The organism is Mesorhizobium sp. WSM4307, from assembly GCF_007003945.1.
In the GTDB taxonomy this organism is placed as follows: Bacteria; Pseudomonadota; Alphaproteobacteria; order Rhizobiales; family Rhizobiaceae; genus Mesorhizobium.
Genome location: NZ_VFTB01000003.1, coordinates 98,903 through 123,179 on the forward strand (window position 1 = coordinate 98,903; position 24,277 = coordinate 123,179).

Sequence of the window (24,277 nt, forward strand, 5' to 3'; positions counted from 1 at the left end):
GCTTGAGCCTTGGATTTTGCTAATATTTCCCGGTTGTTTAGCAGCCTTTTGCGGCCCTCTGCCGTTCCACCGGACAATAGGGGATTTTGTCCCCGCGACAATCTGCCCTTGTGCCTTGAGCCGTCTGGACAAAAACGGGCTTCACGCATAAACCGAAGTCCAAATGCCGGAGGAATTCGCTAGCCTGTTCGCCATGCGCTGTCGGGTTGGCGTGATTGAGCGGGGAACAAGGCTCGGCCACCGGCGCGGAAGAGGCGAAAGGATCAGGCACCCGTGAGCGCAACCGACATCCACGATCCCAATCGTCGAGATTTTCTTTATGTCGCCACGGGCATGGCTGCCGTGGTCGGAGCTGGCGCCGTCGCCTGGCCTTTCATCGACCAGATGCGCCCCGATGCCTCGACGCTGGCGCTCGCCTCGGTGGAAGTCGATGTCGCCTCGCTGACGCCTGGCATGTCGCTGATCGTCAAGTGGCGCGGCAAGCCGGTCGTGGTGCGCAACCGCACCGAAAAGGAAATGAAGGACGGCGAGGCCGTCAACCTCTCCGATCTCAAGGATCCGATCGCCCGCAACGCCAATCTGCCGGCCGATGCGCCGGCGACCGACGCCAACCGCACCACGCCCGGCAAGGAAGCCTGGATGGTGATGGTTCAGGTCTGCACGCATCTGGGCTGCATCCCGCTCGGCCAGGAAGGCGATTTCGGCGGCTGGTTCTGCCCGTGCCATGGTTCGCAATACGACACCGCCGGCCGCATCCGCAAAGGCCCGGCACCGGAAAACATGGCTGTGCCGGTATTCAAATTCATTTCCGATACCAAGATCCTTATCGGTTGAGGCAGGGGATATTTCGATGAGCGAGGGACACTCGACCTATACGCCCAAAACCGGTCTCGGACGCTGGTTCGACGCCCGCATGCCGCTGCCCCGGCTGGTCTATGACAGCTTCGTCGCCTATCCGGTGCCGCGCAACCTCAACTATGCCTGGACCTTCGGCGGCATCCTGTCGATCATGCTGGCGGCGCAGATCCTGACCGGCATCGTGCTGGCCATGCACTACACGGCCGACACCAATCTCGCCTTCGGCTCCGTCGAAAAGATCATGCGCGACGTCAATTCCGGCTGGCTGTTGCGCTACCTGCATGCCAACGGCGCCTCGTTCTTCTTCGTCGCCGTCTACATCCATATTTTCCGTGGCCTCTATTACGGCTCCTACAAGGCGCCGCGCGAGCTGCTGTGGATCCTGGGCTGCATCATCTATCTGCTGATGATGGCGACCGGCTTCATGGGTTATGTGCTGCCATGGGGGCAGATGAGCTTCTGGGGCGCCACCGTCATCACCGGCTTCTTCAGCGCCATTCCGCTGGTCGGCGACTGGATCCAGCAGCTGCTGCTCGGCGGCTTTGCCGTCGACAATCCGACGCTGAACCGCTTCTTCGCGCTGCACTACCTCTTGCCGTTCATGATTGCCGGCGTTGTCGTGCTGCACGTCTGGGCACTGCATGTCGTGGGCCAGTCGAACCCGACCGGCATCGAGGTCAAGTCGAAGACCGATACCGTGGCCTTCACGCCCTACGCGACCATCAAGGACGCGTTCGGCATGATCGTGTTCCTGTTCGTCTTCGCCTATTTCGTCTTCTACCTGCCGAACTATCTCGGCCATCCTGACAATTACACGGTCGCCAACCCGCTGAAGACCCCGGCCCATATCGTTCCGGAATGGTACTTCCTGCCGTTCTACGCGATCCTGCGCGCCATCACTTTCAACATCGGGCCGATCAATTCCAAGCTCGGCGGCGTGCTGTGCATGTTCGGCGCCATCGTCATGCTGTTCCTGGTGCCCTGGCTCGACACTTCCAAGGTGCGCTCGGCGGTCTACCGGCCCTGGTACAAGCTGTTCTTCTGGCTGTTCGTGGCCGATGCCATCCTGCTCGGCTGGCTGGGCTCGCAGCCGGCGGAAGGCAGCTATGTCTTCATGGCGCAGATGGCGACGCTTTTCTACTTCGCCTTCTTCCTGGTCGCGCTGCCGGTGCTTGGCCTGATCGAGACGCCGCGCAGGCTGCCGAACTCGATCACCGAGGCGGTGCTCGAAAAGAACAAGGGTGGCAGCGGGCATCCGGCGGGCGCCACGGCCGCGCCAGAGACCAAGGGCTGAGCGGTAGAGAATCTAAGGGGATTTGGCATGAAAAAGATTCTCACCTCGCTGGCGCTGGTCGGCCTTGTGGCCGCCGGCACCGCAGCGTTCGCGGCCGAAGAGGCGCACAACGCCGCGGCACCCACGCATTTCCCGATCGACGAGCCGAAGGAAATGAGCTGGAGCTTCACCGGCCCGTTCGGCACCTATGACAAGGCGCAGCTGCAGCGCGGCCTGAAGGTCTACAAGGAAGTCTGCTCGGCCTGCCATTCGATGAACCTGGTGGCGTTCCGCACGCTGTCGGACCTCGGCTACAACGAAGCCCAGGTCAAGACGCTGGCCGCCGGATACACTATCCATGACGGCCCCAACGACGCCGGCGACATGTTCGACCGTCCCGGCAAGCCGTCCGACCATTTCCCGGCGCCGTTCGCCAATGAGGAAGCCGCGGCTGCCTCCAATGGTGGCGCTGCCCCGCCCGACATGTCGCTGCTGGCCAAGGCGCGCGGCGTCGAGCGCGGCTTTCCGCAGTTCGTCTTCGATATCTTCACCCAGTATGACGCGGGCGGCCCCGACTATATCCATTCGCTGCTGACCGGCTACGACCAGACGCCGCCGGCCGGAATGGTCATTCCCGAGGGCACGCACTACAACCCGTACTTCATGTCCGGCGTGTCGCTGAAGATGCCCAAGCCGCTCTCCGACGGCCAGGTGACCTATGATGACGGTTCGCCGCAGACAGTCGACCAGTATGCCCGCGACGTATCGGCCTTCCTGACGTGGGCCGCCGAGCCGCACATGGAAGACCGCAAGAAGATGGGCTTCCGCGTGCTGGTGTTCCTGCTGCTCTTCGGCGCGCTGGTCTACCTTACCAAGCGCAAGGTGTGGGAAGGCGTGGCCCACTAAGCCGGCGTAGCCAACGACCAAGAAAGGCGCCGAAAGGCGCCTTTTTTGCATGTCCGGCGACAGGCTGTGTCACATGACCGTCACCGCCAACAGCGATCCTGCGCCATTCGCACAAAAGGATCGCACCCATGAAGAAATACGCATCGCTGACAGCCGGTCTGCTGTTGCTGGTTATCGGCTCTGCCGCCCGGGCCGAAGACGCAAAACCCTTCGTCACGTACAAGGACATCGACCTGACGATGATCCTGCCGCCGCCACCGGCAAACGATTCGGCGCAGACCAAGGCCGAACTCGGCGAGGTGCTGACGCTGCAGGTGACACGCACGCCCGAGATGGTGGCCAGCGCCGTTGCCGACTCCGAGGAGAATGTCTGGCGCTTTGCCAATGTGATGGGGCCGAATTTCAACAAGGACAAGCTGCCGAAATTCAGCGCCTTCTTCGATCGCGTGGTCGAGACCGAAGGCGCTGTCGTCGATCCGGCCAAGGATGTCTGGAAGCGCCCGCGTCCGCATCAGCTCAGCGACCTCGTCAAGCCTGTGGTCAAGTTGTCGAGCTCCGGCTCCTGGCCATCCGGCCACGCCACCGTCGGAACCATGATGGGCATCATCCTGGCCGACATGGTTCCGGAGAAGCGCGCCGAGATCATGGCGCGGGCGGCCGAATACGCCCACAACCGTGAGGTTGGCGGTATCCACTATGCGTCCGACGTCGAGATGGGCAGGATTTCCGGCAGCGTCATTGCCGCTGTCCTGCTCAACCGGGACGACTTCAAGGCCGAATACGAAGTGGCCAGGGCAGAGCTTCGTTCCGATCTCGGCATGTAAATTCCGTCAGCAGTCGGCTTCGACGCGAGGGGCGCTCCAGGCGCCCCTTTTCTGTTCACGGCCATGCTCGGCGCGAGTTCCGCAATTAGCCCGTTGGCAGGACTGCACCGGATTGATATTCGAGGCATCGAAGGGCGGGCGAATGCTGGCCTTCCATGGGCCTGGGAAACGATGATGCGGCTTCGCGACTGTCATAACTTTTCCGATTTCCGCCGCATGGCGCAGCGAAAGCTGCCGGGACCGATCTTCGACTACATCGATGGCGCGGCCGACGACGAGGTTACCTATCGCCGCAACGCCGAAAGCTTCGAGACCTGCGACCTCGTTCCCAACGTGCTGCGCGGGGTAAGCGAGATCGACATGTCGGTGACGGTGATGGGGCAGAAGCTGGCGATGCCGTTCTATTGCTCGCCGACCGCCCTGCAGCGGTTGTTCCATCATCAGGGCGAGCGCGCGGTGGCCAAGGCCGCCGCCAAATACGGCACCATGTTCGGTGTCTCTTCGCTTGGCACGGTCAGCCTCGAGGAGGCGCGCGGGATCAGTGCCAGTCCGCAGGTCTACCAGTTCTACTTCCACCGGGATCGCGGCCTCAACCGGGCGATGATGCAGCGGGCGAAGCAAGTTGGCGTCGAGGTGATGATGCTGACCGTCGACAGCATCACCGGGGGAAACCGCGAGCGCGACAAGCGCACCGGCTTTGCCATTCCCTTCAAGCTCAACCTCGCGGGGATGGCGCAGTTCGCGCTCAAGCCGGCCTGGGCGATCAATTATTTCACCCATGAGGGGTTCAAGCTGCCGCAGCTCGACGAACATGTCGACATGGGCGGAGGCACGATGTCGATCAGCCGCTATTTCACCGAAATGCTCGACCCGTCGATGACCTGGGACGATGTCGCCGAGATGGTCAGGCAGTGGTCGGGCCCGTTCTGCCTCAAGGGCGTCATGTCGGTCGAGGACGCCAAACGCGCCGTCGAGATCGGCTGCAGCGGCATTGTGCTTTCCAATCATGGCGGCCGGCAGCTGGACGGCTCGCGGGCGGCATTCGACCAGTTGGCCGAGATCGTCGATGCCGTCGGCGACCGGATCGACGTCATCATGGATGGCGGCGTAGAGCGCGGCACGCATGTGCTGAAGGCGCTGTCGCTCGGCGCCAAGGCCGTCGGCATCGGCCGTTACTATCTGTTTCCGCTGGCGGCGGCCGGCCAGCTGGGTGTCGAACGGGCGCTTGAACAGATGCGGGTCGAGATCGAACGCGGCATGAAGCTGATGGGCTGCAGTTCGATCGGACAATTGTCGCGCGAGAACCTGCGCTTCCGGTGACCAGCAGAGGATCGGCGCGGACGGTCACTGCGCCTGGCCAGGCCAATCCTTTGCCGGACGCGCTTGTCTCGGCCGCCACATCGCGCTAGCCGTTGTCGGTCGCGTCGGGCTACGATCAGCCTCCCGCGCGTTCCAAACCTGTCAGCTGGATCATCCGGAGCCGCCTCATGAAACCTTCGCTCGAAGACACGCTGCTGGCGGCGATCCGCACCATCCCGGATTATCCCAAGCCCGGCATCCTGTTTCGCGACATCACCACGCTGCTTGGCAATGCGCGCGCTTTCCGCCGCGCCATCGACGAACTGGTGCATCCCTATGCCGGCCAGAAGGTCGACAAGATCGCCGGCATCGAGGCACGCGGCTTCATCCTGGGTGGGGCCGTCGCCCACCAGCTTTCGGCCGGCTTCGTGCCGATCCGCAAGAAGGGCAAGCTGCCTTTCGAGACGGTGCGCGTCGCCTACAGCCTGGAATACGGGCTGGACGAAATGGAAATGCACAAGGACGGCATTTCCCCAGGCGAAAAGGTGATCCTGGTCGACGACCTGATCGCCACCGGCGGCACGGCGGAAGCGGCGGTCAAGCTGCTGCGCCAGATCGGCGCCGATATTCTTGCCGCCTGCTTCGTCATCGACCTGCCCGATCTCGGCGGCCGCGCCAAGCTCGAGGCGCTTGGCGTGCCGGTAAGGACGCTGATCGGGTTCGAGGGACATTGAGAGGCGGTTCTTCCTTCTCCCCTTGTGGGAGAAGGTGTCGCCGAAGGCGACGGATGAGGGGTGTTCCAGGGAACGCCAACGCCTCACTCCGCTGGAACACCCCTCAACCGTCTCGGCGCTGCGCGCCGATCCACCTTCTCCCACAAGGGGAGAAGGAAGGGGCGTTGCGGCTACTCTACCTTCACCAGCACAGCGCTTTCAAACTCCAGCACCTTGTCGCCGGTCGAATCGAAAGCTTCCGCGCGCAGCGACAGCATTCGCCAGCCGGGGCGCGAGGCGATGGCGCGATGGGACAGCGCGGTGCGGCTGAAGGTGACGGTCTCGCCGGCATGGACCGGCTTCAGCCACTTCAGGTTCTTGAAGCCGGGCGAGGGGCCGAATTCCGGGGCCGGGCCGGGGCCCTTCCAACTGGCCCCCTCGGCATCCATGCTCGCTTCGAGGTTGAGCTTCATCCAGGTGGCGGCGGTGTGCCAGCCGGAGGCGCAAAGCCCGCCGAGCACGCTCTTCCTGGCGGCCGCCTCGTCGATATGGAAGATCTGCGGGTCGTATTTGCGGGCGAACGCCTTGATCGCCTCGGGCTCGAATGTGTGCGAGCCCAGCGTCATCGTGGTGCCGATGCGGAAGAATTCATCCAGGGTCATGCCTGACACCCCGCGGCATCGCGCGTCAGGAACATGACGGAATTCTCAAGCTCGAAGACGCTTTCGCCGCGCTGGTTGACCAGTTCGCTGCGCATGGTGATGAGGCCGAGTTGCGGCTTCGATCGCGACAGGCGTTTGGCCAGGACAACCAAATTGCCTCTGAGCGTATCGCCAGCCAGGACCGGCTTCTTCCATTTGACCTGGTCGACGCCGGGCGCGCCCTGGCAGGTGGAGTCCAAAAGGAAGGCATCGCACAGCATGCGCATGAACATGGCGCAGGTGTGCCAGCCCGAGGCCGAGAGGCCGCCGAGGATGCTGGCCTTGCCGGCTTCCTCGTCGAGATGCATCGGCTGGGCATCGAATTCACTGGCGAACTCGATGATCTCGGCCGCGCTCACCTGTTTGGTGCCGAGGTCGAACGAGGCGCCCTCGACGAAATCCTCATAGGCCCATGTCTTTGCGCTCATGTCGGCAATCCGGTCAAATCCCAAGGATCGGGCAACCCGGATGCAGGCCGGCAGCGATTTGGTCAAGTCCTTTCTGGTGAGCCAGCCTGAGGCAGCCGGCGCCGGCGGCAGCGGTCAGAGCCAGCCGCGGCGGCGGAAATACCAGAAGGGCAGGATCGCCGACAGGATCATCATGCCGATGGCGAAGGGATAGCCAAACTCCCATTTCAGCTCGGGAATGACGTCGAAGTTCATGCCGTAGATCGAGGCGACCAGTGTCGGCGGCAGGAAGATGACGGCGGCGACCGAGAAGATCTTGATGATGGCGTTCTGCTCGATCGAGATCATGCCGAGCGTGGCGTCGAGCAGGAAGGAGATCTTCTGCGACAGGAAGGTGGCGTGGTCGGCGAGCGACAGCACATCGCGCGACAAGGTCTTGATGCGGGCGCGGACATCCTTGCTCATCTTGGTCTGGGTCGCGACATGGGCGAGGAAGCCGGCAAGGCGCTGCAGCGAGATCAGGCTGTCGCGCACGGACGAAGCGATATCTTCCTTGCGGCCGATGGCTTTCAAGAGCTCCTGGAAGTCGCGGTTGCGCTTCGACACCTTGGTCGAGCGCGCTTGGAAAATGTCGCGTGAAATCGTCTCGATATCGCGGCCGGCGCGTTCGAGGATGTCGGCCAGACGGTCGACGATCGCTTCCAGGAGGCCGATCAGGATGGTGTCGCCGCTGGTGCAGCCGGTCGCCACCTTCTCGGCGCGCAGCGGGAAGGTCTTGAAGGCCTTGGGTTCATGATAGCGAATGGTGATCAGCCTGTTGCCGGCGAGCGCGAAGGTGACGGGCGACATCAGGGGATCGTCGACCTCGGTCTGGGCAGGCAAGGTGGCGGTCATGAAGTAGGCGCCATCCTCTATGTAGAGGCGGCTGGAAATCTCGATCTCCTCCATCTCCTCGCGGGTAGGGACGGCGACGCCGAGCCAGTTCTCGATGGTGGCCTCTTCTTCCTTGGTCGGACTGATCAGGTCGGCCCAGACGACCCTGTCGCCATCGGCCAGCAGGTCGTCGACGACGCGCAGGCGATCATTGTCCACGACAAATGCCTTGATCATCGCCAGATCTCCCCTGCGAAGGTTCGTTCGGATTGCGCGTCGTGTCGGATTGCACGGCTCTTCGTCGCGTGCGCGACCGTGTGCCAGCCGCTTAGACCCGTGCCATGACAAAATCAAGACAAGCGTCGGGAGCCGGGCCGGGATCGGGCCGCTCATAAGAACTCGTCGAGCAGCCGATACCAGGAAAGCTTCGCCGGCTCGGTTTCCGGCGGCCCGTACCGTTCGATAAAAGGCTCTATCCAGCCCGAGCCGAGATTGTAGCGGATGCTCCGGCAGGCGAGCACCAGATCCTGGTGGCGACCCGCCAGGCGTCAGGTATTGAACTTGAACAGCATGATGTCGCCGTCCTGGACGACATATTCCTTGCCTTCGTCCCGCGCCTTGCCGGCTTCCTTGGCCGCCACTTCGCCGCCCAGCGTGATGAAGTCGTTATAGGCGATGGTCTGGGCGCGAATGAAGCCGCGTTCGAAGTCGGTGTGGATGACGCCGGCGGCCTGCGGGGCCTTGTCGCCCTTGTGGATGGTCCAGGCGCGCGTCTCCTTCGGCCCGACGGTGAAATAGGTGATGAGATGCAAAAGCTCATAACCGGCGCGGATGACCTTGTTGAGGCCGGGCTCGTCGAGGCCGAGCGAGGACAGGAATTCCATCTCTTCCTCGTCGGAGAGCTGGGCGACTTCGGCCTCGATCGCGGCCGAGATCACCACCGTGCCGGCGCCCTGCGCGGCAGCCATCTTTTCCACGGCCCTGGTGTGCTCGTTGCCGGTCGCGGCATCGGCCTCCGCGACATTGCAGACATAGAGCACGGGGTGCGAGGTCAGCAGGTTCAGGCCCTGCAGGATGCGCAAATCTTCCGCCGAGATGCCCTTGAGCAATATACGGGTCGGCTTGCCGGCCTGCAGCAGCTCGAGCGCTGCCTCCATCATCGGCAGCACGGTCGTTGCTTCCTTGTCCTTGCTGCCGGCGCGCTTACGGATCTGGACGATGCGGCGCTCGAGGCTGTCGAGGTCGGCGAGCATCAGCTCGGTCTCGACTGTCTCGGCGTCGGCGACAGGGTCGATGCGGCCCTCGACATGGGTGATGTCGTCATCCTCGAAGCAGCGCAGGACATGCACGATGGCGTCGACCTCGCGGATGTTGGCGAGGAACTGGTTGCCCAGCCCTTCGCCCTTCGAGGCGCCGCGCACCAGGCCGGCAATGTCGACGAAGGAGATGCGGGTCGGGATGATCTCCTTGGACTTGCCGATGGCCGCGATCTTCTGCAGGCGCGGGTCGGGCACCGCCACCTCGCCGGTGTTCGGTTCGATGGTGCAGAACGGATAGTTGGCGGCCTGCGCCGCCGCCGTCCTGGTCAGCGCGTTGAAGAGCGTCGACTTGCCGACGTTGGGCAAGCCAACGATGCCGCATTTGAAACCCATTTTTGTCCAGTCCTATCGGGAAAAGCGAAATTTGATGAGGGCTATGGGCGATAGGGGTGATCAACGTCAAGCCCCGTAAGGCCGCATGCCTACGCGTTCAGTCCTTGTTGCCGAAGAGTTTCTTCAGCATGGCAGCCATCGGGCCGGTCTCCGGCAGTTTGGCGGGCGCCTGCTGCGGGCGTGCCTGGCGGATGTGGCTCTGTTGCTTGGGGGCTTGCTTCGACGCGGGCTTATCGAGTTCCAGAACCGTCTTGCCCTGGACGGCCAGGGCGGCCTTGTTCATGAAGCCGGATTCGTCGCCCTTGACGATCATGGCGGCGTTGTCGGCGATCGCCTCGAGCAAGGGATCGAGCCATTCGCGGTCGGCCTTGGCGAAATCGCCGAGCACATGGTGCTGGACCATTTCCTTGACGCCGGGATGGCCGACGCCGATGCGCACGCGACGATAGGTGTTGCCGACATGGCCGTCGATCGAGCGGATGCCGTTGTGGCCGCCGGCGCCGCCGCCGGTCTTGATGCGCAGCTTGCCTTCGGCAAGGTCGATCTCGTCATAGAAGACAGTGAGCGCGGAAAGCTCGAGCTTGTAGAAGCGCAGCGCCTCGCCGACCGACTGGCCGGACAGGTTCATGAAGGTCTGCGGCTTGATCAGGATGATCTTTTCGCCGGCAATCGTGCCCTCGGCGATCAGGCCCTGGAATTTCTTCGACCAGGGCGAAAAGGAATGGCGGCGGGCAATTGCGTCCGCCGCCATGAAGCCCACATTGTGCCGGTTATCTGCGTATTTCGCGCCCGGATTGCCGAGGCCTGCAAAGACAAGCATCGTCTGCTCCGGGCGGGAAAGAGTTACTTCTCTTCGGCGACAGGTGCCGCTTCAGGTGCAGCCACCTCGGCCGTCTCTTCGACCTCCGGCTTCATCGCCGACGAACCGGCAATGGTCGCGATGGTGAAGTCGCGGTCGGAGATGACCGGCTTGACGCCGGCCGGCAGCTTCACCGCCGAGATGTGGATCGAGTCGCCGATGTTGGTGCCGGTGAGATCGATGGTGATGAATTCCGGGATGGCATTGGCCGGGCAGTGGAACTCGACTTCGTGACGCACGATGTTGAGCACGCCGCCGCGCTTGATGCCGGGAGACTTGTCCTCATTGATGAAGTGGACAGGCACGTCGACATTGACTTCGGTGTCCTTGCCGATGCGCAGGAAGTCGACATGGACAGGGAAATCCTTGACCGGGTCGAGCTGGAAGTCCTTGGGCAGGACCTGGATCTTCTTGCCGTCGACATCGATCGTGGCGACCGTGGTCAGGAACCCGCCGCCGTGGATCTTGTAGTAGATGTCCTTGTAGGTGAGAGCGATCGCCAGGGGAGGCTGCTTGTCACCATAGATTACTGCAGGCACTTTACCGTTGCGGCGAACTGCACGGGCGGACCCCTTACCGACCTGTTCGCGCGCTTCGGCCTTGAGCTCGTAAGTATCGTGGCTCATGGCTTTTCCTTTCGCGTGTTATGGAGCGTTTGCGGAGGGCAGATTGCCCAAGCCGAAAACGTCGAAAGCCGCCAGACCTCGATGTCCGAATGAGGGCGTCCGCTTTGAGACGGAGCTTTGTTCGGGATCACAAGGGAAGGCAGCCTTCCGCCGCGTTGCCTCCAAGGGTGTCTACGCGGGTGGCGGCTCTATAGCGGAAGGTGGCGAGAGGCGCAAGCGGTCGGGCTGGAAGGCATGAAGGGCAGATCGAGGACCGATCTTCGTCTGACAGTCCGCCAGCAGTTGCCATGTCTGCGGTGGGCAACCAGCGATGGCAGTCATCTTTGCCGCGGCATATGTTTAGACAACCAGCGGCGAAGCTTTTGGATCAAAGTGCGTTTGACTCGCGCTCGGGAGCTGATTTGCACGCGCCAGTCCGGAATATCAATCTCGGATTCCGAACTCGCCGCACGGACCTTTTGCGCCAACCATGTCATGTCAACGAGCTCGCATCCATTGGCCAGCAACCGGTTGGTGAGCATCAGCTCATTGAGAATAGCCCGCGCCTTGCTTTCGAAAAACGGCAGCGTTTCAGGTGTGAGATCGAACCTTGAATGCCAGATTACCTCTTCGCCGTCGCCGTCGCCGGTGAGCCAATGCAGCAAAAACTGCTGATATGCTTGCGAGATCGGTGCGTCTTCACGGAAGGGCTGTCGAGGGTTGCCGCTAAAAATCGGCGCGTCCCTGCCGACGCTTACCAGGGATCCCAGGCTGCTGAGTTGCCGCGGGGTCATCAGGATGAACGAGCTGCGGAGCCAAGCCTGCGAACCGATTCCGAAAATCGAGAAAGCCTCACGGCGAGAATCAATGCAACCCAGCGCTCCCTGAAAACCAAGCAACGACCGCAACGAGCCACCATCGATCAATTTGAGATGGTCAGATGCGGATACCGCGAAAGCCGAAGTGGCCAAGTGGACCAGATCATAGTGATGAAGTTTGGCGCCGGTATGATTGATGCCGCGGTCCCACGCGGAGAATTCCCAATCTTCGTTCGACGCGCCGATCAGTTCGACGCCGAGGTCCAAATCAGAGCCATGACCGACCGGCAGCGAATTGTCGATCACGAGCATGCGATGCACAACGTCCGGCATCTGGTGGGCGAACATAGCTCGCAAGTCCTGCCACGCGGTCGGATACTTCTCGGTCCCGTGACGCACCAGAAGGGTCAGAACACGAAGCGGTTGGGCGTGCATGGCGAATCCAGAAAAAGCGCAGAGAACGCAAGCAAGTCTTGGGAATTTCTCCACAGCCGGAGGTCATGACGAAGCCATTTATCCTGGGGCTGCTGACACCCATTCAGCTCATCTTCGCCGCGGCATTCCCTACAGCAGAATCGAGAGCCCTATAGCAGAATCGAGAGCCTGTGGGTCAATTCCCCGCAACTCCTCATGCTCGAAATTTCGTTTCGTGCCAGCCTAGGCACGAGAGGCGAACCAAGGAGCATTTCGATGCCGTGCGAGCGCAGTTCAAGCCGCACCGAGGCACTCAAGCTTCAGCCGGTGGCTACCGATCGCCGCTCAACGCATCGCGCAGCGCCTGGATTTGCCGGTTCAGCGCATCGAGCTCCGCCAGCGTCATGCCCGAGCGCTCGATCAAGGTCTCGTTGAGGCAGGTGCATTGGACGAGCAGCGCGCGCCCGGCCGATGTCAGGTCGACCTGGACCTGGCGCTCGTCCGCCTGGCTGCGCTGGCGGGTGACCAACCCGGCCTGTTCCATGCGCTTTACCAGGGGGGTGACGGTGCTCGATTCCAAAGCAAGCCGATGAGCGACCCTGCCGACCGACATGCCGTCGGCCTCGCCCAGCGCGTTGAGCACGAGATATTGCGGATAGGTGATCCCCATCTCGTCCAGCATCGGCTTGTAAGTGCGGTTGATCGCCATCGAGGTGGCGTAGAGCGTGAAGCAGAGCTGATTGTCCAAAGGGAGTGGCACGACGCGTTCCTTGTTTGCCGACGTAGGAATTCAATACCACGAAAAATGATATCGCGATACATATTTCTATGGACAAGGCTTTAGGGTTGCGTTAGCGATATAAATGTCGCGATATTGTTTATCGTGAAAAACAATTAAAGGAGATTGAGATGGCCTCGCAGACGAAATCCGGTTCCGGCAGCGGCACGATCACCACCAAGGACGGCACGCAGATTTTCTACAAGGACTGGGGAACCGGTCAGCCCGTCGTCTTCCATCATGGCTGGCCGTTGAGCAGCGACGACTGGGACGCACAGATGCTGTTCTTCCTGGCACAAGGCTACCGCGTCATCGCCCATGACCGGCGTGGCCATGGCCGCTCGACGCAGACGGACACCGGCAACGAGATGGACACCTACGCCGCCGATGTCGCTGAACTCGCCGCGCATCTCGGCCTCAAGAACGCTATCCATGTCGGCCATTCGACCGGAGGCGGCGAGGTGGCGCGCTATGTCGCGAAGTACGGCTCAGGTGGCCGCGTCGCCAAGGCGGTGCTGATCGGCGCGGTGCCGCCGATCATGCTCAAGACGGCGGCCAATCCCGGCGGCTTGCCGATCGAGGTCTTTGACGGTTTCCGCTCCGGCGTCGCAGCCAACCGCGCCCAGCTTTACCGGGATGTCCCGGCCGGCCCGTTCTATGGCTTCAACCGTCCGGACGCGGCAGTGTCGGAGGGCGTCATCGACAATTGGTGGCGCCAGGGCATGATGGGCGGCACCAAGGCGCATTACGATTGCATCAAGGCTTTCTCGGAAACCGACTTCACAGAGGATCTGAAGGCGATCGACGTGCCGGTGCTTGTCATGCATGGCGATGACGACCAGATCGTCCCGATCGCCGACTCAGCGCTGCTGTCGATCAAACTGCTCAAGAAGGGCGAGCTCAAGGTCTACAAGGGTTTCCCGCACGGCATGGCGACAACCCACGCCGATGTCATCAACGCCGACCTGCTGGCCTTCTTCAAGGCCTGAGTTCTCTAAGAAAAAAGGGGCACCCGCCATTTGGCGGGTGCCTTTCCGTATCCGTTCGGGGGCAGCCGAAGCTAGGCTGCTGCCAGCGCCTTCCGGGCTTCCTTCATGTTGGGCAGGAACACCGTCAGCAGGCCCAGGAACGGCAGATACGAGCAGATCTGGAAGACGAAATCGATGCCTTTCATGTCGGCGACGACGCCGAGCACGGCCGCCGCGATGCCGCCCATGCCGAAGGCGAAGCCGAAGAAGATGCCGGCGATCATGCCGACGCGGCCCGGCACCAGTTCCTGGGCGAAGACGACAATGTTGGAGAAGGCCGACGACAGGATGAGGCCGATCAGCACGGTGAGCACCATCGTCCATTCCAGATTGGCGTAGGGCAGCGCCAGCGTGAAGGGCAGCACGCCGACGATCGAGAACCAGATCATCGCCTTCTGTCCGTAGCGATCGCCGAACGGGCCGCCGAGCAGGATGCCCAGCGCCGAGGCGCCGAGGAACAGGAACAGCATCACCTGGCTCATCTGCACCGACACCCCGAACTTATGGATCGAGTAGAAGGTGTAGTAGCTTGCAAGGCTGGCGATGTAGGCGTTCTTGCTCAGCACCAGCAGGGTCAGCACGATCAATGCCCACATCACCTTGCGGCGCGGGAAGGGCGAGACGAAGCTTGCCGCCTTGCGGGTGCCTTGCGCGGCGCGCAGGCGGCTGTACCAGCCGCCGACCTGCCACAAAACGACGATGCCGATCAGCGAGCCGACGGCGAACCAGGCGATGCTGGTCTGGCCGAACGGCACGACGATGAAGGCGGCCAGCAGCGGCCCCATCGACTGGCCGAAATTGCCGCCGACCTGGAACAGCGACTGCGCCAGGCCAAACCGGCCGCCCGAAGCGAAACGCGCGATGCGCGAGGATTCGGGATGAAAGATCGCCGAGCCGATGCCGATCAACGAGGCGCCAATCAGCAGCAGATAATAATGCCCGGCATAGGCCAGCACGACCAGGCCGATCAGCGACGAGGCCATGCCGTAGGGCAGGGAATAGGGCATCGGCCGCTTGTCGGTGATCATGCCGATCACCGGCTGCAGCAAGGATGCCGTCACCTGGAAGGTGAAGGTCAGCAGGCCGATCTGCCAGAAATCGAGGCCGTAATTCTGTTTCAGAAGCGGATAAATGGCCGATAGCAGCGACTGCATGATGTCGTTGATGCAATGGCAGAAGCTCACCGCCAGGATGACGGTGAAGGCCGTCGCCTGGGCTGAGGCGTGACTGGCGGTCGCTGGTGACGCGACGCTGGCGGCTGTCGTATCGGTCAAGGCAGGCTCCGTGGTCTTTTTGGCGGGCACGCCCGCGGGCAATCTGGCGGACGCTCCCGCGGCCGCCTCAGGGACGGTTGCCTTATAAGCCGCTTGCCGCGCGACTTCTTTCGTGGTTTGGTCCAATAGTTTCGCAAGTGGGCCATACAAGATGCCGCATGGCAGGGAAATCTTCCGCGCCGGCAATGCCGATCTCGGCCAGTTGCACCAGAGCCGCTGGCAATGGCTGGAGGAGGTCGCCGGGCCGGCGGTGGCGTTGCCGACCGAATATCCCGACGGCTACCACGTGCCGCAACACCGCCACAGGCGCAGCCAGTTGCTGCACGCGCTGGTCGGCGTCGTCCTGGTGACGACGCGGCATGGGCGGTGGATGGTGCCGCCAGACCACGCGATGTGGATTCCGGCCGGCATCGAGCATTCCGTCGAGATGCTGGGCGATGTCTCGATGCGCTCGGTCTATGTCATGCCGGGCGCGATCCCGGGGCTGCCGGAGGGCTTGCGTGTCGTCGGCGTCACCGCGTTGATGCACAGCCTGATCGTGGAATCGGAGAAGCTGCCGCAAGGCGGCGAGTTGGAAGGACGCGGCGGGTTGATCATGAAGCTATTGCTGCATGAGATTCCGACCTTGCCGGAACGGCCGCTCGGCCTGCCATTCCCGTCCGATGCGAGGCTGGCGGCGCTGTGCCGCCGCTTCGTCGCCGCACCGTCGCCGCATGCGACGATCGACGAATGGGCTGACGCCGCCGGCATGAGCCGGCGCTCCTTCACGCGCGCCTTCCAGCGCCAGACCGGCCTGTCGCTGTCGACATGGCGCCAGCAGGCCTGCCTGTTCGCGGCGCTGCCGCGGCTCGCCGATGGCGAGCCGATCACCCGGGTGGCGCTCGATCTCGGCTATGACAGCGTGCCGGCCTTCATCACCATGTTCAAGCGCATGCTGGGCTCGTCGCCGCGCGGCTATATGCGCGGCGCGCGAGACAACAGCGAAGGCATGCGGCGAGCCCCGCCTCGCCTTGAGGCCCCGGCGCCATAGTAAGCAATGCCGGAGCGCATTAACGCCTAGTCCATCTGAACGCCGCTCGCCTTGACGATCGGCTCCCATTTGGCGAGTTCAGCCTTCACATGCGTTGCCAGCTCTTCCGGAGTGGAGGCTACGATCGAGGCGCTGAATTGGCCCATGCGCGCAATCACATCGGGGTCCTGCAGCGCCTTGGCTGCTGCCTTATGGAGAACCTCGATCACGTCCGCGGGGGTGCCCGCGGGCGCGAACAGGGCGTTCCAGCTGTAGGTTTCATAGCCAGGAATGGTTTCGGCAATCGCCGGGACGTCGGGGAAGGAGGGAACGCGCTCCTTGGTGGTGACGCCCAGGGCTCGCAGCGTCCCGCCCTTGATATGGCCCGATGAAGACGGCAAATTGTCGAACATCATCGGCACCTGGTTGGCGATGACATCGTTCAGGGCCGGCCCGGCGCCCTTATAGGGTATGTGCTGCATGCTCACGCCGGCCATCGTCTTGAAAAGCTCGCCCGAGAGATGCAGCGGGGTGCCGTTACCCGATGAAGCGTAGGCGTATTTGTCCGGGTCCTTCTTCAACAGGTCGATCAGTTCCTTGACGTTCTGGGCGGGAAATTGAGGGTTCACGACCAGGACGTTCGGCACCAGCACAAGCAGCGATATCGGAGCAAAATCCTTCTCCGCATCGTAGGGCTTGGTCTTGAGGATGAGCGGGTTGAGCGCGTGTGTCGCAACCGTGCCCATCAGAATCGTGTAGCCGTCAGGATCGGCCCGGGCGACCTGGGCCGCGCCGATGCTGCCGCCGGCCCCGCCGACATTCTCGACGACAATCTGCTGCCCGAGGTTTTCGGACATCTTGTTGGCGACGAGGCGGGCGACCAGGTCCGTGGAGCCGCCCGCGGAAAAGGGAACAACCATCGTGATGGTCCGGTCCGGAAAATCGGCCGCCCAAGCCATTGGCGCCGAAAAGAGAGCCGCGACAGAAACGGCAAGCCCAAGCAAAGTCCTTCGCCGGATTGGCATATGCTACTCCTCCATTGTCTACGGGGGCAGTATGCCACGGCAGGCCCGTCAGGAGAAATTTCTGCTCGCAGGGCGGCGCAGACAAGGGGCCGACAATAGGAGGCGTCCGCTCTACCTGGCCGACGTTTCGTCGATCGCGGGGGGGTTAGTCGAACAGACTCGACACCGATTCCTCGGTCGCCGTGCGCGAGATCGCCTCGCCCATCAGGTCGGCGATCGAGATGACGCGGATATTGGGGGCGTCGAGCACGCCTTGCGTCGGCTGGATGGAATCGGTGATCACCAACTCCTGCAGCTTCGAGCCGCTGATGCGGGCGACAGCGCCGCCCGACAGCACGCCATGGGTGATATAGGCCGTGACGCTGGTGGCGCCGTTGGCCAGGAGTGCATCGGCGGCATTGCACAGCGTGCCGCCGGAATCGACGATGTCGTCGATCAGCAGGCAATCCTTGCCGGCGACCGCGCCGATGATGTTCATGACTTCCGATTCGCCCGGGCGCTCACGGCGCTTGTCGACGATGGCGAGCTGCGCGTCGAAGCGCTTGGCCAGCGCACGTGCCCGCACGACGCCGCCAATGTCGGGCGACACCACCACGACATTGCCGAGCTGCTTGTATTTCGCCTTCACGTCGCGGGCCATCACCGGCACGGAAAACAGGTTGTCGGTCGGGATGTCGAAGAAGCCCTGGATCTGGCCGGCATGCAGGTCGAGCGTCAGAACGCGGTCGACACCGGCGCGGGTGATCATGTTGGCGACCAGCTTGGCCGAGATCGGCGTGCGGCCCGACGCCCGGCGGTCCTGCCTGGCATAGCCGAAATAAGGAATCACCGCCGTGATGCGCTTGGCCGAGGAGCGCATGAAGGCGTCGATCATGATGAGCAGCTCCATCAAATGATCGTTGGTCGGGAACGAGGTCGACTGCAGGATGAAGACATCCTCGCCGCGCACGTTTTCCTGAATTTCGACGAAGATTTCCTGGTCGGCGAAGCGCCTGACAGTGGCCTTGCCCAGCGGGATGTTGAGATAGCGGGCGACCGCTTCGGCCAGCACCCTGTTGGAATTGCCCGCGAAGAGTTTCATGCACCGTTCCTGGTGGAGGATGGGAAGGCCTGACAGACTCTCCCGGACCTTTTAATCGGGCTTTTAGCGGCCCGCGCTGGTATTGCAAGCGCCGAGATCGGGAATCCGCCGGCTAAGCTGAAGAAAGGTTCGTGCCATCGCCGAGAGGCAACACTCAAGCATGCCCTGCTAGCCAGCCTTGCCACCCAGGAATGCCGCGAACTGGTCGATGGTCTGGTCGGCGATCGACTGCATGGTGGCCGGCGAGACGCCCTTCCAGCTGTCGGCGCCCGCGCCGGCGCCGGAAGGCGCCTTCATCTGGCCGTTGATGCGGTGCAGGCGGTTGCCTGAGGGGTCGTAGACGTCCCAGACATAGATGACGGTGGTGTCCTTGCCCTCCGAAATCGCCGAGAAATAACCCTTCAGCACATGGGTCGCGGTCTGGTCGGCGCTGCCGGCGAGCGTAATGCCACGCTGCCTGGCGCGCGTCTGCAGTTCCGCCGTCAGCGGGGTCGCGGCCTCGACCGAAGCGCCGACGATCGGCGCGATCTGCAGCCGGGTCTTCGACAGGATGGCAGCACTTTGCGCCGAGGTGAGCGGCGTGGTGGTGGTTGCAGCAGCGCCCGTGGTGGCGGCAGGCGCGGTGGGTGACGTTGCGGCAACGGTGGCCGTCGTGCCACCCTGGGCTCCCGGCACGGGCTGCGCCGAGGCGGCCGGCGGGGTGATGGCGGATGGTTCGAGAACGTCCTTTGCGTTGGTGCAGGCAGCCAGAGCCAATGCCACAAGCAATGACACGGTCGTCACATGCGATCGTCTCATTTGCCTTCTAACTCCTTGGCGAAGAACGCCTCCCATTATGGATTCACTGTACGATCAAGTCGAGATCATGGCGGGAAAGCGGCTTCGGCTGGGATTCGGTGGTCAGGTAGGTGCGGCCAAGCGTCATTGCCGTCTCGGTCTCGGAATCCATGATGATCATGTGGGCGAACAGCGTCATGTGTGGCGCGATCGGCTCGGGATTGCCCTGGTAGAACATAGGCATGTCCATCCAGGACGGCGTGAAGCGGGCGCCGACGGAATAGCCGCAGGCGTTCAGCCGGTGCTTGGTCAGGCCGTGCGCCTCCATGGTGCGGGCGTGGGCGTCGAAGACGTCGCCGAACGTATTGCCCGGCGTCATCGCCTTTTCCACCGAGAGAAGGGCGGCACGCGCGGCATCGAACAGCTCCTGATGGCGCTTCGACACCTTGCCGGTCAGCACGGTGCGCATCATCGGCGCGTGATAGTGATGGAAGACACCGGCCCATTCGAGCGTCAGCTGGTCGTTCTTGGTGAGCCTGCGGCGGCCGGCCTTGTAGCGGCACAGCAGCGCATCGACGCCCGAACCGATGATGAATTCGTTGGCCGGATAGTCGCCGCCGCCGGCAAAGACCGCGCCCTGCATGGCGGCCAGGATCAGTGCCTCGTCGCCGCCCTGCTTGATCAGCGGCAGTGCCGCGTCCAGCGCGTCGTCGGAGAGGTTGGCGGCCTTCTCGGCCTTGGCGATCTCGGCCGGGCTCTTAAACAGGCGCAGCCGGCCGACAATGCCGGACGCGTCGGCGATCTGGCCGAAGGTCTGCAACTGCTCGTCCAGCCGGCGGCCATTATAGGCGGTCAGGCCATGGGTGTCGTATTCGACCCCAATGCGGGCGCCAAGCAGGTCGAGGTCGTTGAGCAGATTGCGCAGGTCGACCGCCGGGTTGGCGCCGTTGCGGTCGGTCCACAGCACGATGTTGTCGATGATCGAGGTGTGGCGCGCCTGGCGAAGGTCGGCCGAGCGGGTCAAAAGCACCATCGAGCCGTCGGCCTTCACCACCAGGCATTGGAAGAAGCAGAAGCCGAAGGTGTCGTAGCCGGTCAGCCAGTACATGCTTTCCTGCGCGAATAGCAGGATGGCGTCGAGCTTCTTCTCGGCCATCTCGATCATCAGCCGGTCGCGCCGCGCGTCAAATTCCGATCGTTCAAAATGCAGCGCCATTATTCACTCTCCAAAACGATGGCCGAAACCTGCCGGCCGTAATCGGGTTCCTTGCGGTGCGTGGTGCGCCGGTAGGAGTAGAACAAATCTTCCTCGCCATAGGTGCAGCGCCCGAGGCCCTCGGCGGTCACGCCGGCCCTGATGAGCCGGTCGACCGTGTAGCGGTTGAGGTCGAACATGGCATGGCCTGATGTGGCGGAGGGCGCGAAATAGCCGATGTTCTGCGCGTCGGCCTCGACGAAGCGGGCAACGAATTCCGGCCCGACTTCATAATTGGCGGGGCCGATCGAGGGGCCGAGCACGGCGACGATGTTTTCACGCCGGGCGCCCAGGCTTTCCATGGCGGCAACGGTGTTCTCCAGCACGCCCGTAAAAGCGCCTTTCCAGCCGGCATGCGCCGCACCGATGATACGCGCGCCGGAATCGGCAAACAGCACCGGGCCACAGTCGGCGGTCGAGGCGCCGATGGCGATGCCCGGGCGGTCGGTGACGATGGCATCGGCCTTGGGCCGTTCGCCGGCAAAGGGTTCCCTGGCGACGATGACGTCGGGCGAATGGACCTGCCAGGCGGTCAGCAGATGGTTCGCCGGCACGCCCATCCAGGCGGCGACACGGGCGCGATTCTCGGCCACCAGGGCCTTGTCGTCATCCGACCCGGTGCCGATGTTGAGGCCCTGATAGATGCCCGTCGAGACGCCGCCCATCCGGGTGAAATAGCCATGGCGGATGCCTTGTGCCTGCGCCTTGTCCAGCAGCGGCGACCGAACGGGATCCGGTTTGGTCTGATTCAGCATGCGGGCGTTGTTGTCCGTGTGGGCGGTTTCGTCAAGAAAAAGTCCGGAAGCGAGGTGGCCGGCTGTTCTGCCGCTCTTCTACCGGACGGGAGATTGGGAGGGGCAGCGGTGAAAAGTCAATCCGCCGTCGCAAAGGGCCGGATCGGCACACCGCGCGGCAGGACGGCAAGCACCTTGAACAGTTCGCCCATGGCCTGCGGTCCGGCGAGACGCTCGACATCGCCGGTGATCTTGTCGCGGGCCGCCTGGTCGCCGTCGGCGCCAAGCCGGCCGGCGCGCTCGAGAATGCCCATGCCGAGCAGGAAATTGCCTTGCGTCGACAGATGCGCGTCGAGACCATGCGCGCGTACGGTGGCGGCAAGGGCGGCGAAATCGACATGCGAGGTGAGATCGGCCTCGCCGGGATTGGCCAGCACATCTTCGTGATCGTGTCGGCGCAAGGCCTGCAGCGTGTCGCCGACACCCGGCTGGAGATGGCCATAGTCTAGAAACAGCCCAGCGCCGCCGTTTCGGGCGATGCGCCCGGCAATGGCGGCCATCAGGGCGGTGCGAGCCGGTGCCACTTCGACGATCGCGCCTTGCGGCGCTTCAGCGGCGTCGAGGGGCAATAGGGCCGAGTCAATCGAGCCGGCGCCGGCGAAGAAGCGCAGCTCGTCCTCATCGTCGAGGCCGACCATGCGCTCGCGCCAGCCCGTGCCGGCGCGGACGAACTGGCGGACCGGCACGGCGTCGAACAATTCATTGCCGACGATGAGCAGCGGCTGATCGGGCAGGGTGTCGATGGTCTCGTGCCACCGAACCGCGAAAGGCGTCGCGCCCAGCGTCTGCTTCTGGATTTCAGTCAGGCGCGGGCTGGTCTCGATCATGGCGAAGGCGGCGCCATTGGCCAGGACCGGGTCGAGCCGCGACAGGGTGCGCAGCATGTCCTTCATCAGCGTGCCGCGACCCGGGCCGATCTCGGCGGTGGTGACCGGCATCGGCCGGCCAATCGCTGCCCAAACCTGATAAAGCCAGACGGCGACGAGTTCGCCGAACATCTGGCTGATCTCCGGCGCGGTGACGAAGTCGCCGGCGGCGCCGAAGGGCTCGCGTGTCGTGTAGTAGCCGTCCGCGGGGTCGAACAGGCACATCGCCATGTACTCGTTGACGGGAAGGGGGCCGAGTGCCTCGATCAGGTCGACGATGCGGGTCTTCAGCCGCGTCATGTCGCCTGCGGCTGCGCTTGCTTCACCGGCTTGGCTGTCGCCATCGCCCAGATGCCGGCCAGCACCATCGGCGTCGACAGGATCATGCCCATGGTCAGCCAGTTGGTGCCGAGGAGGTAGCCGAGCTGCTGGTCTGGCTGGCGGAAGAATTCGACGAAGATGCGCGACAAGCCATAGCCGCAGATGAAGGCGCCCGCGACGAAGCGGGGCGTCTTCAGCTTGAGGCGCGAATGGGTGAGGACGCGTAGCACGACAAACAGCACCAGGCCTTCGAGCAGGGCCTCGTAGAGCTGGCTAGGATGGCGAGGATCCAGGCCGGCTGGGCAAAGTGCTTGAGCTTGTTGAAGCCGTTCGTTGCAGAAGATGACGCCCCACGGCACGTCTGTTACCCGCCCCCAGAGTTCAGCATTGATGAAGTTGGCGACGCGCACCAGCCCGAGCCCAACCGGCACGCCGGCGGCCACGACATCGAACAGTGACCAGGTGCGGATGCCGCGCTTGATGGAAAACAGCGTCATGGCGAGGATGACGCCGAGCAGGCCGCCATGGAACGACATGCCGCCTTGCCAGACGGCGAAGATGTCGAGCGGATGCGCGATGTAGCGCGCCAGATCGTAGAACAGCACATAGCCGGTGCGACCGCCGAGCACGACGCCGATGGCCGCCCAGACGATGAAATCGTCGAGGTCCTCCGGCTTCATCGGCAGGATGCCGTCGGGCCAAAGCTTCGGATTGGCGGCGAGCCGCTTGGCATACCACCAGGCAAACAGGATGCCGACGATGTAGCCGACGCCGTACCAGTGCACCGCCAGCGGCCCGATCTGGATGAGGATCGGGTTGATGTTGGGGAAGGGCAACGAGGCCAGCGGCAGCAGGAAATATTCGTTCAACGGGGAGCTCTCGGTTGCGGTCGCATTCGGGCGCGGACCATGCGGCAGGGTTTTGGCAGGGTCAAGGCAAGCCGGCCGCCGTCAGGGGTCGCGACGGATCGTCATTGCGAGCCATCGCGCCATGGGTGGTGAGTTCAACCCTTGGCGGCCACCCACTGCCGCAATGCGTCGTTGATCCTGTCCTGCCAGCCGGGGCCGTCTTCCTGGAAATGGTCGAGCACGGCCCGGTCGATCCGGATCGAGACAAGCTCGCGGACATTCGGGGCGGTCGAGGGTTCGCGAATGGGCGCTGCCGGCTTCTTGACCGGCTTGAATGCCGCTTCGGCGGCTGCGAACGGATTTGTCGGTCGGCGCGGGGGCGTTGCCATTGGGTGACCCTGATTGGAGCATGCTGAGGCACGGCGTGATGACCACACAGTAGGCGATTTGGCGTCCTCAAGTACAGCTTGGGGCCATTTGAAAGCTTGGCGCAGGCAAGGCATCGCCATGCGCCATAGCAACGCAGAGGCCGCACCAGCCCTCAACGTTCTTGCATTCGGCGCTCCGCGCCACTACGTCATTTCGAGCAAAGCGAGGATTTGCCATGTCGACCGGACCGAACCGCATTCTCGATGAATTCGCCAAGCTGATGACCGACGCCGCGGGTGCCGCGCAGGGCGTGCGCCGCGAGGTCGAGACCGCCTTCAAGGGCCAGGCGGAGCGCATCCTCAATTCGATGGACGTGGTGCAGCGCGAGGAATTCGAGGCCGCGCGCGAGATGGCCGCCAAGGCCCGGGACGAGAATGCCAGGCTTGCCGCCCGCATCGAAGCGCTCGAGGCGAAGCTCGCCGAACTCGCCGGCGATGCCGCACCAGCGGCGGCGGCGAAGCCCCGCGCAAAAAAATAATCGTTAAACTTTTCCACATAGTCCGATCCTGAAAATCGCTTTGCCGTGAATCGCTTAACGGCATTGCATGAATCTTTGTGACAGCGCCTTTCCACATGCGAATGACGCAGTG

The 24,277-nt window shown here is 63.2% G+C and carries 26 protein-coding genes; 9 read left to right on the plus strand and 17 right to left on the minus strand.

The genetic code is table 11. The features are described 5' to 3' along the window. The first annotated feature begins 273 nt into the window (after nucleotides 1–273). From petA to FJV83_RS07505, 6 genes are all read left to right on the plus strand, one after another. A complete protein-coding gene (gene petA / locus FJV83_RS07480) occupies nucleotides 274–834 on the plus strand; it encodes a ubiquinol-cytochrome c reductase iron-sulfur subunit (RefSeq protein WP_010911121.1) in 561 nt (186 codons plus the stop codon). 16 nt (nucleotides 835–850) lie between these two features. After that, the gene (locus tag FJV83_RS07485; protein ID WP_095773524.1) at nucleotides 851–2,152 is read left to right on the plus strand and encodes a cytochrome b N-terminal domain-containing protein; all 1,302 of its coding nucleotides are present in this window, start codon (nucleotides 851–853) and stop codon (nucleotides 2,150–2,152) included. 27 nt (nucleotides 2,153–2,179) lie between these two features. After that, nucleotides 2,180–3,037, plus strand: coding sequence for a cytochrome c1 (locus FJV83_RS07490; RefSeq protein WP_095773525.1), 858 nt, complete (start codon nucleotides 2,180–2,182; stop codon nucleotides 3,035–3,037). A gap of 128 nt (nucleotides 3,038–3,165) precedes the next feature. Next, nucleotides 3,166–3,861: a phosphatase PAP2 family protein gene (locus FJV83_RS07495; RefSeq protein ID WP_095773526.1), complete on the plus strand. Its 696-nt coding sequence runs from the start codon at nucleotides 3,166–3,168 to the stop codon at nucleotides 3,859–3,861. Nucleotides 3,862–4,035: 174 nt separating this feature from the next. After that, entirely contained in the window at nucleotides 4,036–5,181 is a 1,146-nt protein-coding gene (locus tag FJV83_RS07500) for an alpha-hydroxy acid oxidase (RefSeq protein ID WP_185973394.1), read from the plus strand. A 167-nt stretch (nucleotides 5,182–5,348) separates the two neighbouring features. Then, a complete protein-coding gene (locus FJV83_RS07505; protein ID WP_027047299.1) occupies nucleotides 5,349–5,894 on the plus strand; it encodes an adenine phosphoribosyltransferase in 546 nt (181 codons plus the stop codon). 170 nt (nucleotides 5,895–6,064) lie between these two features. Here the strand turns inward: FJV83_RS07505 and FJV83_RS07510 are convergent, their stop codons facing one another. The 8 genes from FJV83_RS07510 to FJV83_RS07550 form a co-directional block, all read right to left on the minus strand. After that, on the minus strand, nucleotides 6,065–6,535 hold the full coding sequence (locus tag FJV83_RS07510) for a MaoC family dehydratase (protein ID WP_095789059.1): 471 nt from the start codon (nucleotides 6,533–6,535) through the stop codon (nucleotides 6,065–6,067). After that, on the minus strand, nucleotides 6,532–7,002 hold the full coding sequence (locus FJV83_RS07515) for a MaoC family dehydratase (RefSeq protein ID WP_142877365.1): 471 nt from the start codon (nucleotides 7,000–7,002) through the stop codon (nucleotides 6,532–6,534). Before FJV83_RS07515 ends, FJV83_RS07510 begins: the two co-directional genes overlap by 4 nt. Nucleotides 7,003–7,116: 114 nt before the next feature. Further along, on the minus strand, nucleotides 7,117–8,091 hold the full coding sequence (gene corA / locus FJV83_RS07520) for a magnesium/cobalt transporter CorA (protein ID WP_095773530.1): 975 nt from the start codon (nucleotides 8,089–8,091) through the stop codon (nucleotides 7,117–7,119). Between the two features lie 311 nt (nucleotides 8,092–8,402). Further along, entirely contained in the window at nucleotides 8,403–9,506 is a 1,104-nt protein-coding gene (gene ychF / locus FJV83_RS07530) for a redox-regulated ATPase YchF (RefSeq protein ID WP_095789060.1), read from the minus strand. 97 nt (nucleotides 9,507–9,603) lie between these two features. Further along, the gene (gene pth / locus FJV83_RS07535) at nucleotides 9,604–10,326 is read right to left on the minus strand and encodes an aminoacyl-tRNA hydrolase (protein WP_095789061.1); all 723 of its coding nucleotides are present in this window, start codon (nucleotides 10,324–10,326) and stop codon (nucleotides 9,604–9,606) included. A 23-nt stretch (nucleotides 10,327–10,349) separates the two neighbouring features. Beyond that, the gene (locus FJV83_RS07540) at nucleotides 10,350–10,991 is read right to left on the minus strand and encodes a 50S ribosomal protein L25/general stress protein Ctc (protein ID WP_095773532.1); all 642 of its coding nucleotides are present in this window, start codon (nucleotides 10,989–10,991) and stop codon (nucleotides 10,350–10,352) included. A 317-nt stretch (nucleotides 10,992–11,308) separates the two neighbouring features. After that, nucleotides 11,309–12,223 carry a hypothetical protein gene (locus FJV83_RS07545; protein WP_142886056.1) on the minus strand — a complete coding sequence of 305 codons (915 nt, stop codon included), beginning with the start codon at nucleotides 12,221–12,223 and terminating at the stop codon, nucleotides 11,309–11,311. 310 nt (nucleotides 12,224–12,533) lie between these two features. Continuing rightward, nucleotides 12,534–12,962, minus strand: coding sequence for a MarR family transcriptional regulator (locus FJV83_RS07550; protein ID WP_095789063.1), 429 nt, complete (start codon nucleotides 12,960–12,962; stop codon nucleotides 12,534–12,536). Between the two features lie 149 nt (nucleotides 12,963–13,111). On the opposite strand from FJV83_RS07550, the gene FJV83_RS07555 reads away from it, so the two are divergent. Then, a complete protein-coding gene (locus FJV83_RS07555; protein ID WP_095773535.1) occupies nucleotides 13,112–13,969 on the plus strand; it encodes an alpha/beta hydrolase in 858 nt (285 codons plus the stop codon). Between the two features lie 71 nt (nucleotides 13,970–14,040). Here the strand turns inward: FJV83_RS07555 and FJV83_RS07560 are convergent, their stop codons facing one another. Beyond that, nucleotides 14,041–15,282: an MFS transporter gene (locus FJV83_RS07560; RefSeq protein WP_179295989.1), complete on the minus strand. Its 1,242-nt coding sequence runs from the start codon at nucleotides 15,280–15,282 to the stop codon at nucleotides 14,041–14,043. A gap of 151 nt (nucleotides 15,283–15,433) precedes the next feature. On the opposite strand from FJV83_RS07560, the gene FJV83_RS07565 reads away from it, so the two are divergent. Further along, on the plus strand, nucleotides 15,434–16,312 hold the full coding sequence (locus FJV83_RS07565) for a helix-turn-helix transcriptional regulator (protein ID WP_095773536.1): 879 nt from the start codon (nucleotides 15,434–15,436) through the stop codon (nucleotides 16,310–16,312). Between the two features lie 26 nt (nucleotides 16,313–16,338). Here the strand turns inward: FJV83_RS07565 and FJV83_RS07570 are convergent, their stop codons facing one another. The 8 genes from FJV83_RS07570 to FJV83_RS07605 all read right to left on the minus strand — a co-directional run bounded on the left by FJV83_RS07570 (nucleotide 16,339) and on the right by FJV83_RS07605 (nucleotide 23,647). Next, a complete protein-coding gene (locus FJV83_RS07570) occupies nucleotides 16,339–17,316 on the minus strand; it encodes a tripartite tricarboxylate transporter substrate binding protein (protein WP_095773537.1) in 978 nt (325 codons plus the stop codon). Nucleotides 17,317–17,461: 145 nt separating this feature from the next. Beyond that, nucleotides 17,462–18,397: a ribose-phosphate pyrophosphokinase gene (locus tag FJV83_RS07575; protein WP_010911102.1), complete on the minus strand. Its 936-nt coding sequence runs from the start codon at nucleotides 18,395–18,397 to the stop codon at nucleotides 17,462–17,464. A gap of 168 nt (nucleotides 18,398–18,565) precedes the next feature. Further along, nucleotides 18,566–19,195 carry a hypothetical protein gene (locus FJV83_RS07580; RefSeq protein ID WP_095773538.1) on the minus strand — a complete coding sequence of 210 codons (630 nt, stop codon included), beginning with the start codon at nucleotides 19,193–19,195 and terminating at the stop codon, nucleotides 18,566–18,568. Nucleotides 19,196–19,238: 43 nt separating this feature from the next. Then, a complete protein-coding gene (locus tag FJV83_RS07585; RefSeq protein ID WP_142886055.1) occupies nucleotides 19,239–20,390 on the minus strand; it encodes a Xaa-Pro peptidase family protein in 1,152 nt (383 codons plus the stop codon). Further along, nucleotides 20,390–21,184, minus strand: coding sequence for a peptidoglycan editing factor PgeF (pgeF, locus tag FJV83_RS07590; RefSeq protein ID WP_095773540.1), 795 nt, complete (start codon nucleotides 21,182–21,184; stop codon nucleotides 20,390–20,392). Before pgeF ends, FJV83_RS07585 begins: the two co-directional genes overlap by 1 nt. Nucleotides 21,185–21,300: 116 nt before the next feature. After that, entirely contained in the window at nucleotides 21,301–22,389 is a 1,089-nt protein-coding gene (locus tag FJV83_RS07595) for a class I SAM-dependent methyltransferase (protein WP_095773541.1), read from the minus strand. Then, complete coding sequence (gene lgt, locus FJV83_RS07600) at nucleotides 22,386–23,279, minus strand: prolipoprotein diacylglyceryl transferase (protein WP_095789066.1); 894 nt, start codon at nucleotides 23,277–23,279, stop codon at nucleotides 22,386–22,388. Before lgt ends, FJV83_RS07595 begins: the two co-directional genes overlap by 4 nt. A gap of 134 nt (nucleotides 23,280–23,413) precedes the next feature. Further along, entirely contained in the window at nucleotides 23,414–23,647 is a 234-nt protein-coding gene (locus FJV83_RS07605; protein ID WP_095773542.1) for a BrnA antitoxin family protein, read from the minus strand. 215 nt (nucleotides 23,648–23,862) lie between these two features. On the opposite strand from FJV83_RS07605, the gene FJV83_RS07610 reads away from it, so the two are divergent. Next, entirely contained in the window at nucleotides 23,863–24,165 is a 303-nt protein-coding gene (locus tag FJV83_RS07610; protein WP_027055368.1) for an accessory factor UbiK family protein, read from the plus strand. The last annotated feature ends 112 nt before the right edge of the window (nucleotides 24,166–24,277 follow it).

Excerpts from the sequence above, each read along its gene's own strand:
- FJV83_RS07575 (WP_010911102.1), bottom strand. The coding sequence starts at position 18,397 with ATGAAACTCTTCGCGGGCAATTCCAACAGGGTGCTGGCCGAAGCGGTC.
- FJV83_RS07500 (WP_185973394.1), top strand. The coding sequence starts at position 4,036 with ATGCGGCTTCGCGACTGTCATAACTTTTCCGATTTCCGCCGCATGGCG.
- FJV83_RS07595 (WP_095773541.1), bottom strand. The coding sequence starts at position 22,389 with ATGACGCGGCTGAAGACCCGCATCGTCGACCTGATCGAGGCACTCGGC.
- FJV83_RS07605 (WP_095773542.1), bottom strand. The coding sequence starts at position 23,647 with ATGGCAACGCCCCCGCGCCGACCGACAAATCCGTTCGCAGCCGCCGAA.
- corA (WP_095773530.1), bottom strand. The coding sequence starts at position 8,091 with ATGATCAAGGCATTTGTCGTGGACAATGATCGCCTGCGCGTCGTCGAC.
- FJV83_RS07610 (WP_027055368.1), top strand. The coding sequence starts at position 23,863 with ATGTCGACCGGACCGAACCGCATTCTCGATGAATTCGCCAAGCTGATG.
- pth (WP_095789061.1), bottom strand. The coding sequence starts at position 10,326 with ATGCTTGTCTTTGCAGGCCTCGGCAATCCGGGCGCGAAATACGCAGAT.
- pgeF (WP_095773540.1), bottom strand. The coding sequence starts at position 21,184 with ATGCTGAATCAGACCAAACCGGATCCCGTTCGGTCGCCGCTGCTGGAC.
- FJV83_RS07540 (WP_095773532.1), bottom strand. The coding sequence starts at position 10,991 with ATGAGCCACGATACTTACGAGCTCAAGGCCGAAGCGCGCGAACAGGTC.
- FJV83_RS07545 (WP_142886056.1), bottom strand. The coding sequence starts at position 12,223 with ATGCACGCCCAACCGCTTCGTGTTCTGACCCTTCTGGTGCGTCACGGG.
- FJV83_RS07585 (WP_142886055.1), bottom strand. The coding sequence starts at position 20,390 with ATGGCGCTGCATTTTGAACGATCGGAATTTGACGCGCGGCGCGACCGG.
- ychF (WP_095789060.1), bottom strand. The coding sequence starts at position 9,506 with ATGGGTTTCAAATGCGGCATCGTTGGCTTGCCCAACGTCGGCAAGTCG.
- FJV83_RS07485 (WP_095773524.1), top strand. The coding sequence starts at position 851 with ATGAGCGAGGGACACTCGACCTATACGCCCAAAACCGGTCTCGGACGC.
- FJV83_RS07570 (WP_095773537.1), bottom strand. The coding sequence starts at position 17,316 with ATGCCAATCCGGCGAAGGACTTTGCTTGGGCTTGCCGTTTCTGTCGCG.
- FJV83_RS07580 (WP_095773538.1), bottom strand. The coding sequence starts at position 19,195 with ATGAGACGATCGCATGTGACGACCGTGTCATTGCTTGTGGCATTGGCT.
- FJV83_RS07555 (WP_095773535.1), top strand. The coding sequence starts at position 13,112 with ATGGCCTCGCAGACGAAATCCGGTTCCGGCAGCGGCACGATCACCACC.
- FJV83_RS07490 (WP_095773525.1), top strand. The coding sequence starts at position 2,180 with ATGAAAAAGATTCTCACCTCGCTGGCGCTGGTCGGCCTTGTGGCCGCC.
- FJV83_RS07565 (WP_095773536.1), top strand. The coding sequence starts at position 15,434 with ATGCCGCATGGCAGGGAAATCTTCCGCGCCGGCAATGCCGATCTCGGC.
- FJV83_RS07515 (WP_142877365.1), bottom strand. The coding sequence starts at position 7,002 with ATGAGCGCAAAGACATGGGCCTATGAGGATTTCGTCGAGGGCGCCTCG.
- FJV83_RS07505 (WP_027047299.1), top strand. The coding sequence starts at position 5,349 with ATGAAACCTTCGCTCGAAGACACGCTGCTGGCGGCGATCCGCACCATC.
- FJV83_RS07510 (WP_095789059.1), bottom strand. The coding sequence starts at position 6,535 with ATGACCCTGGATGAATTCTTCCGCATCGGCACCACGATGACGCTGGGC.
- FJV83_RS07495 (WP_095773526.1), top strand. The coding sequence starts at position 3,166 with ATGAAGAAATACGCATCGCTGACAGCCGGTCTGCTGTTGCTGGTTATC.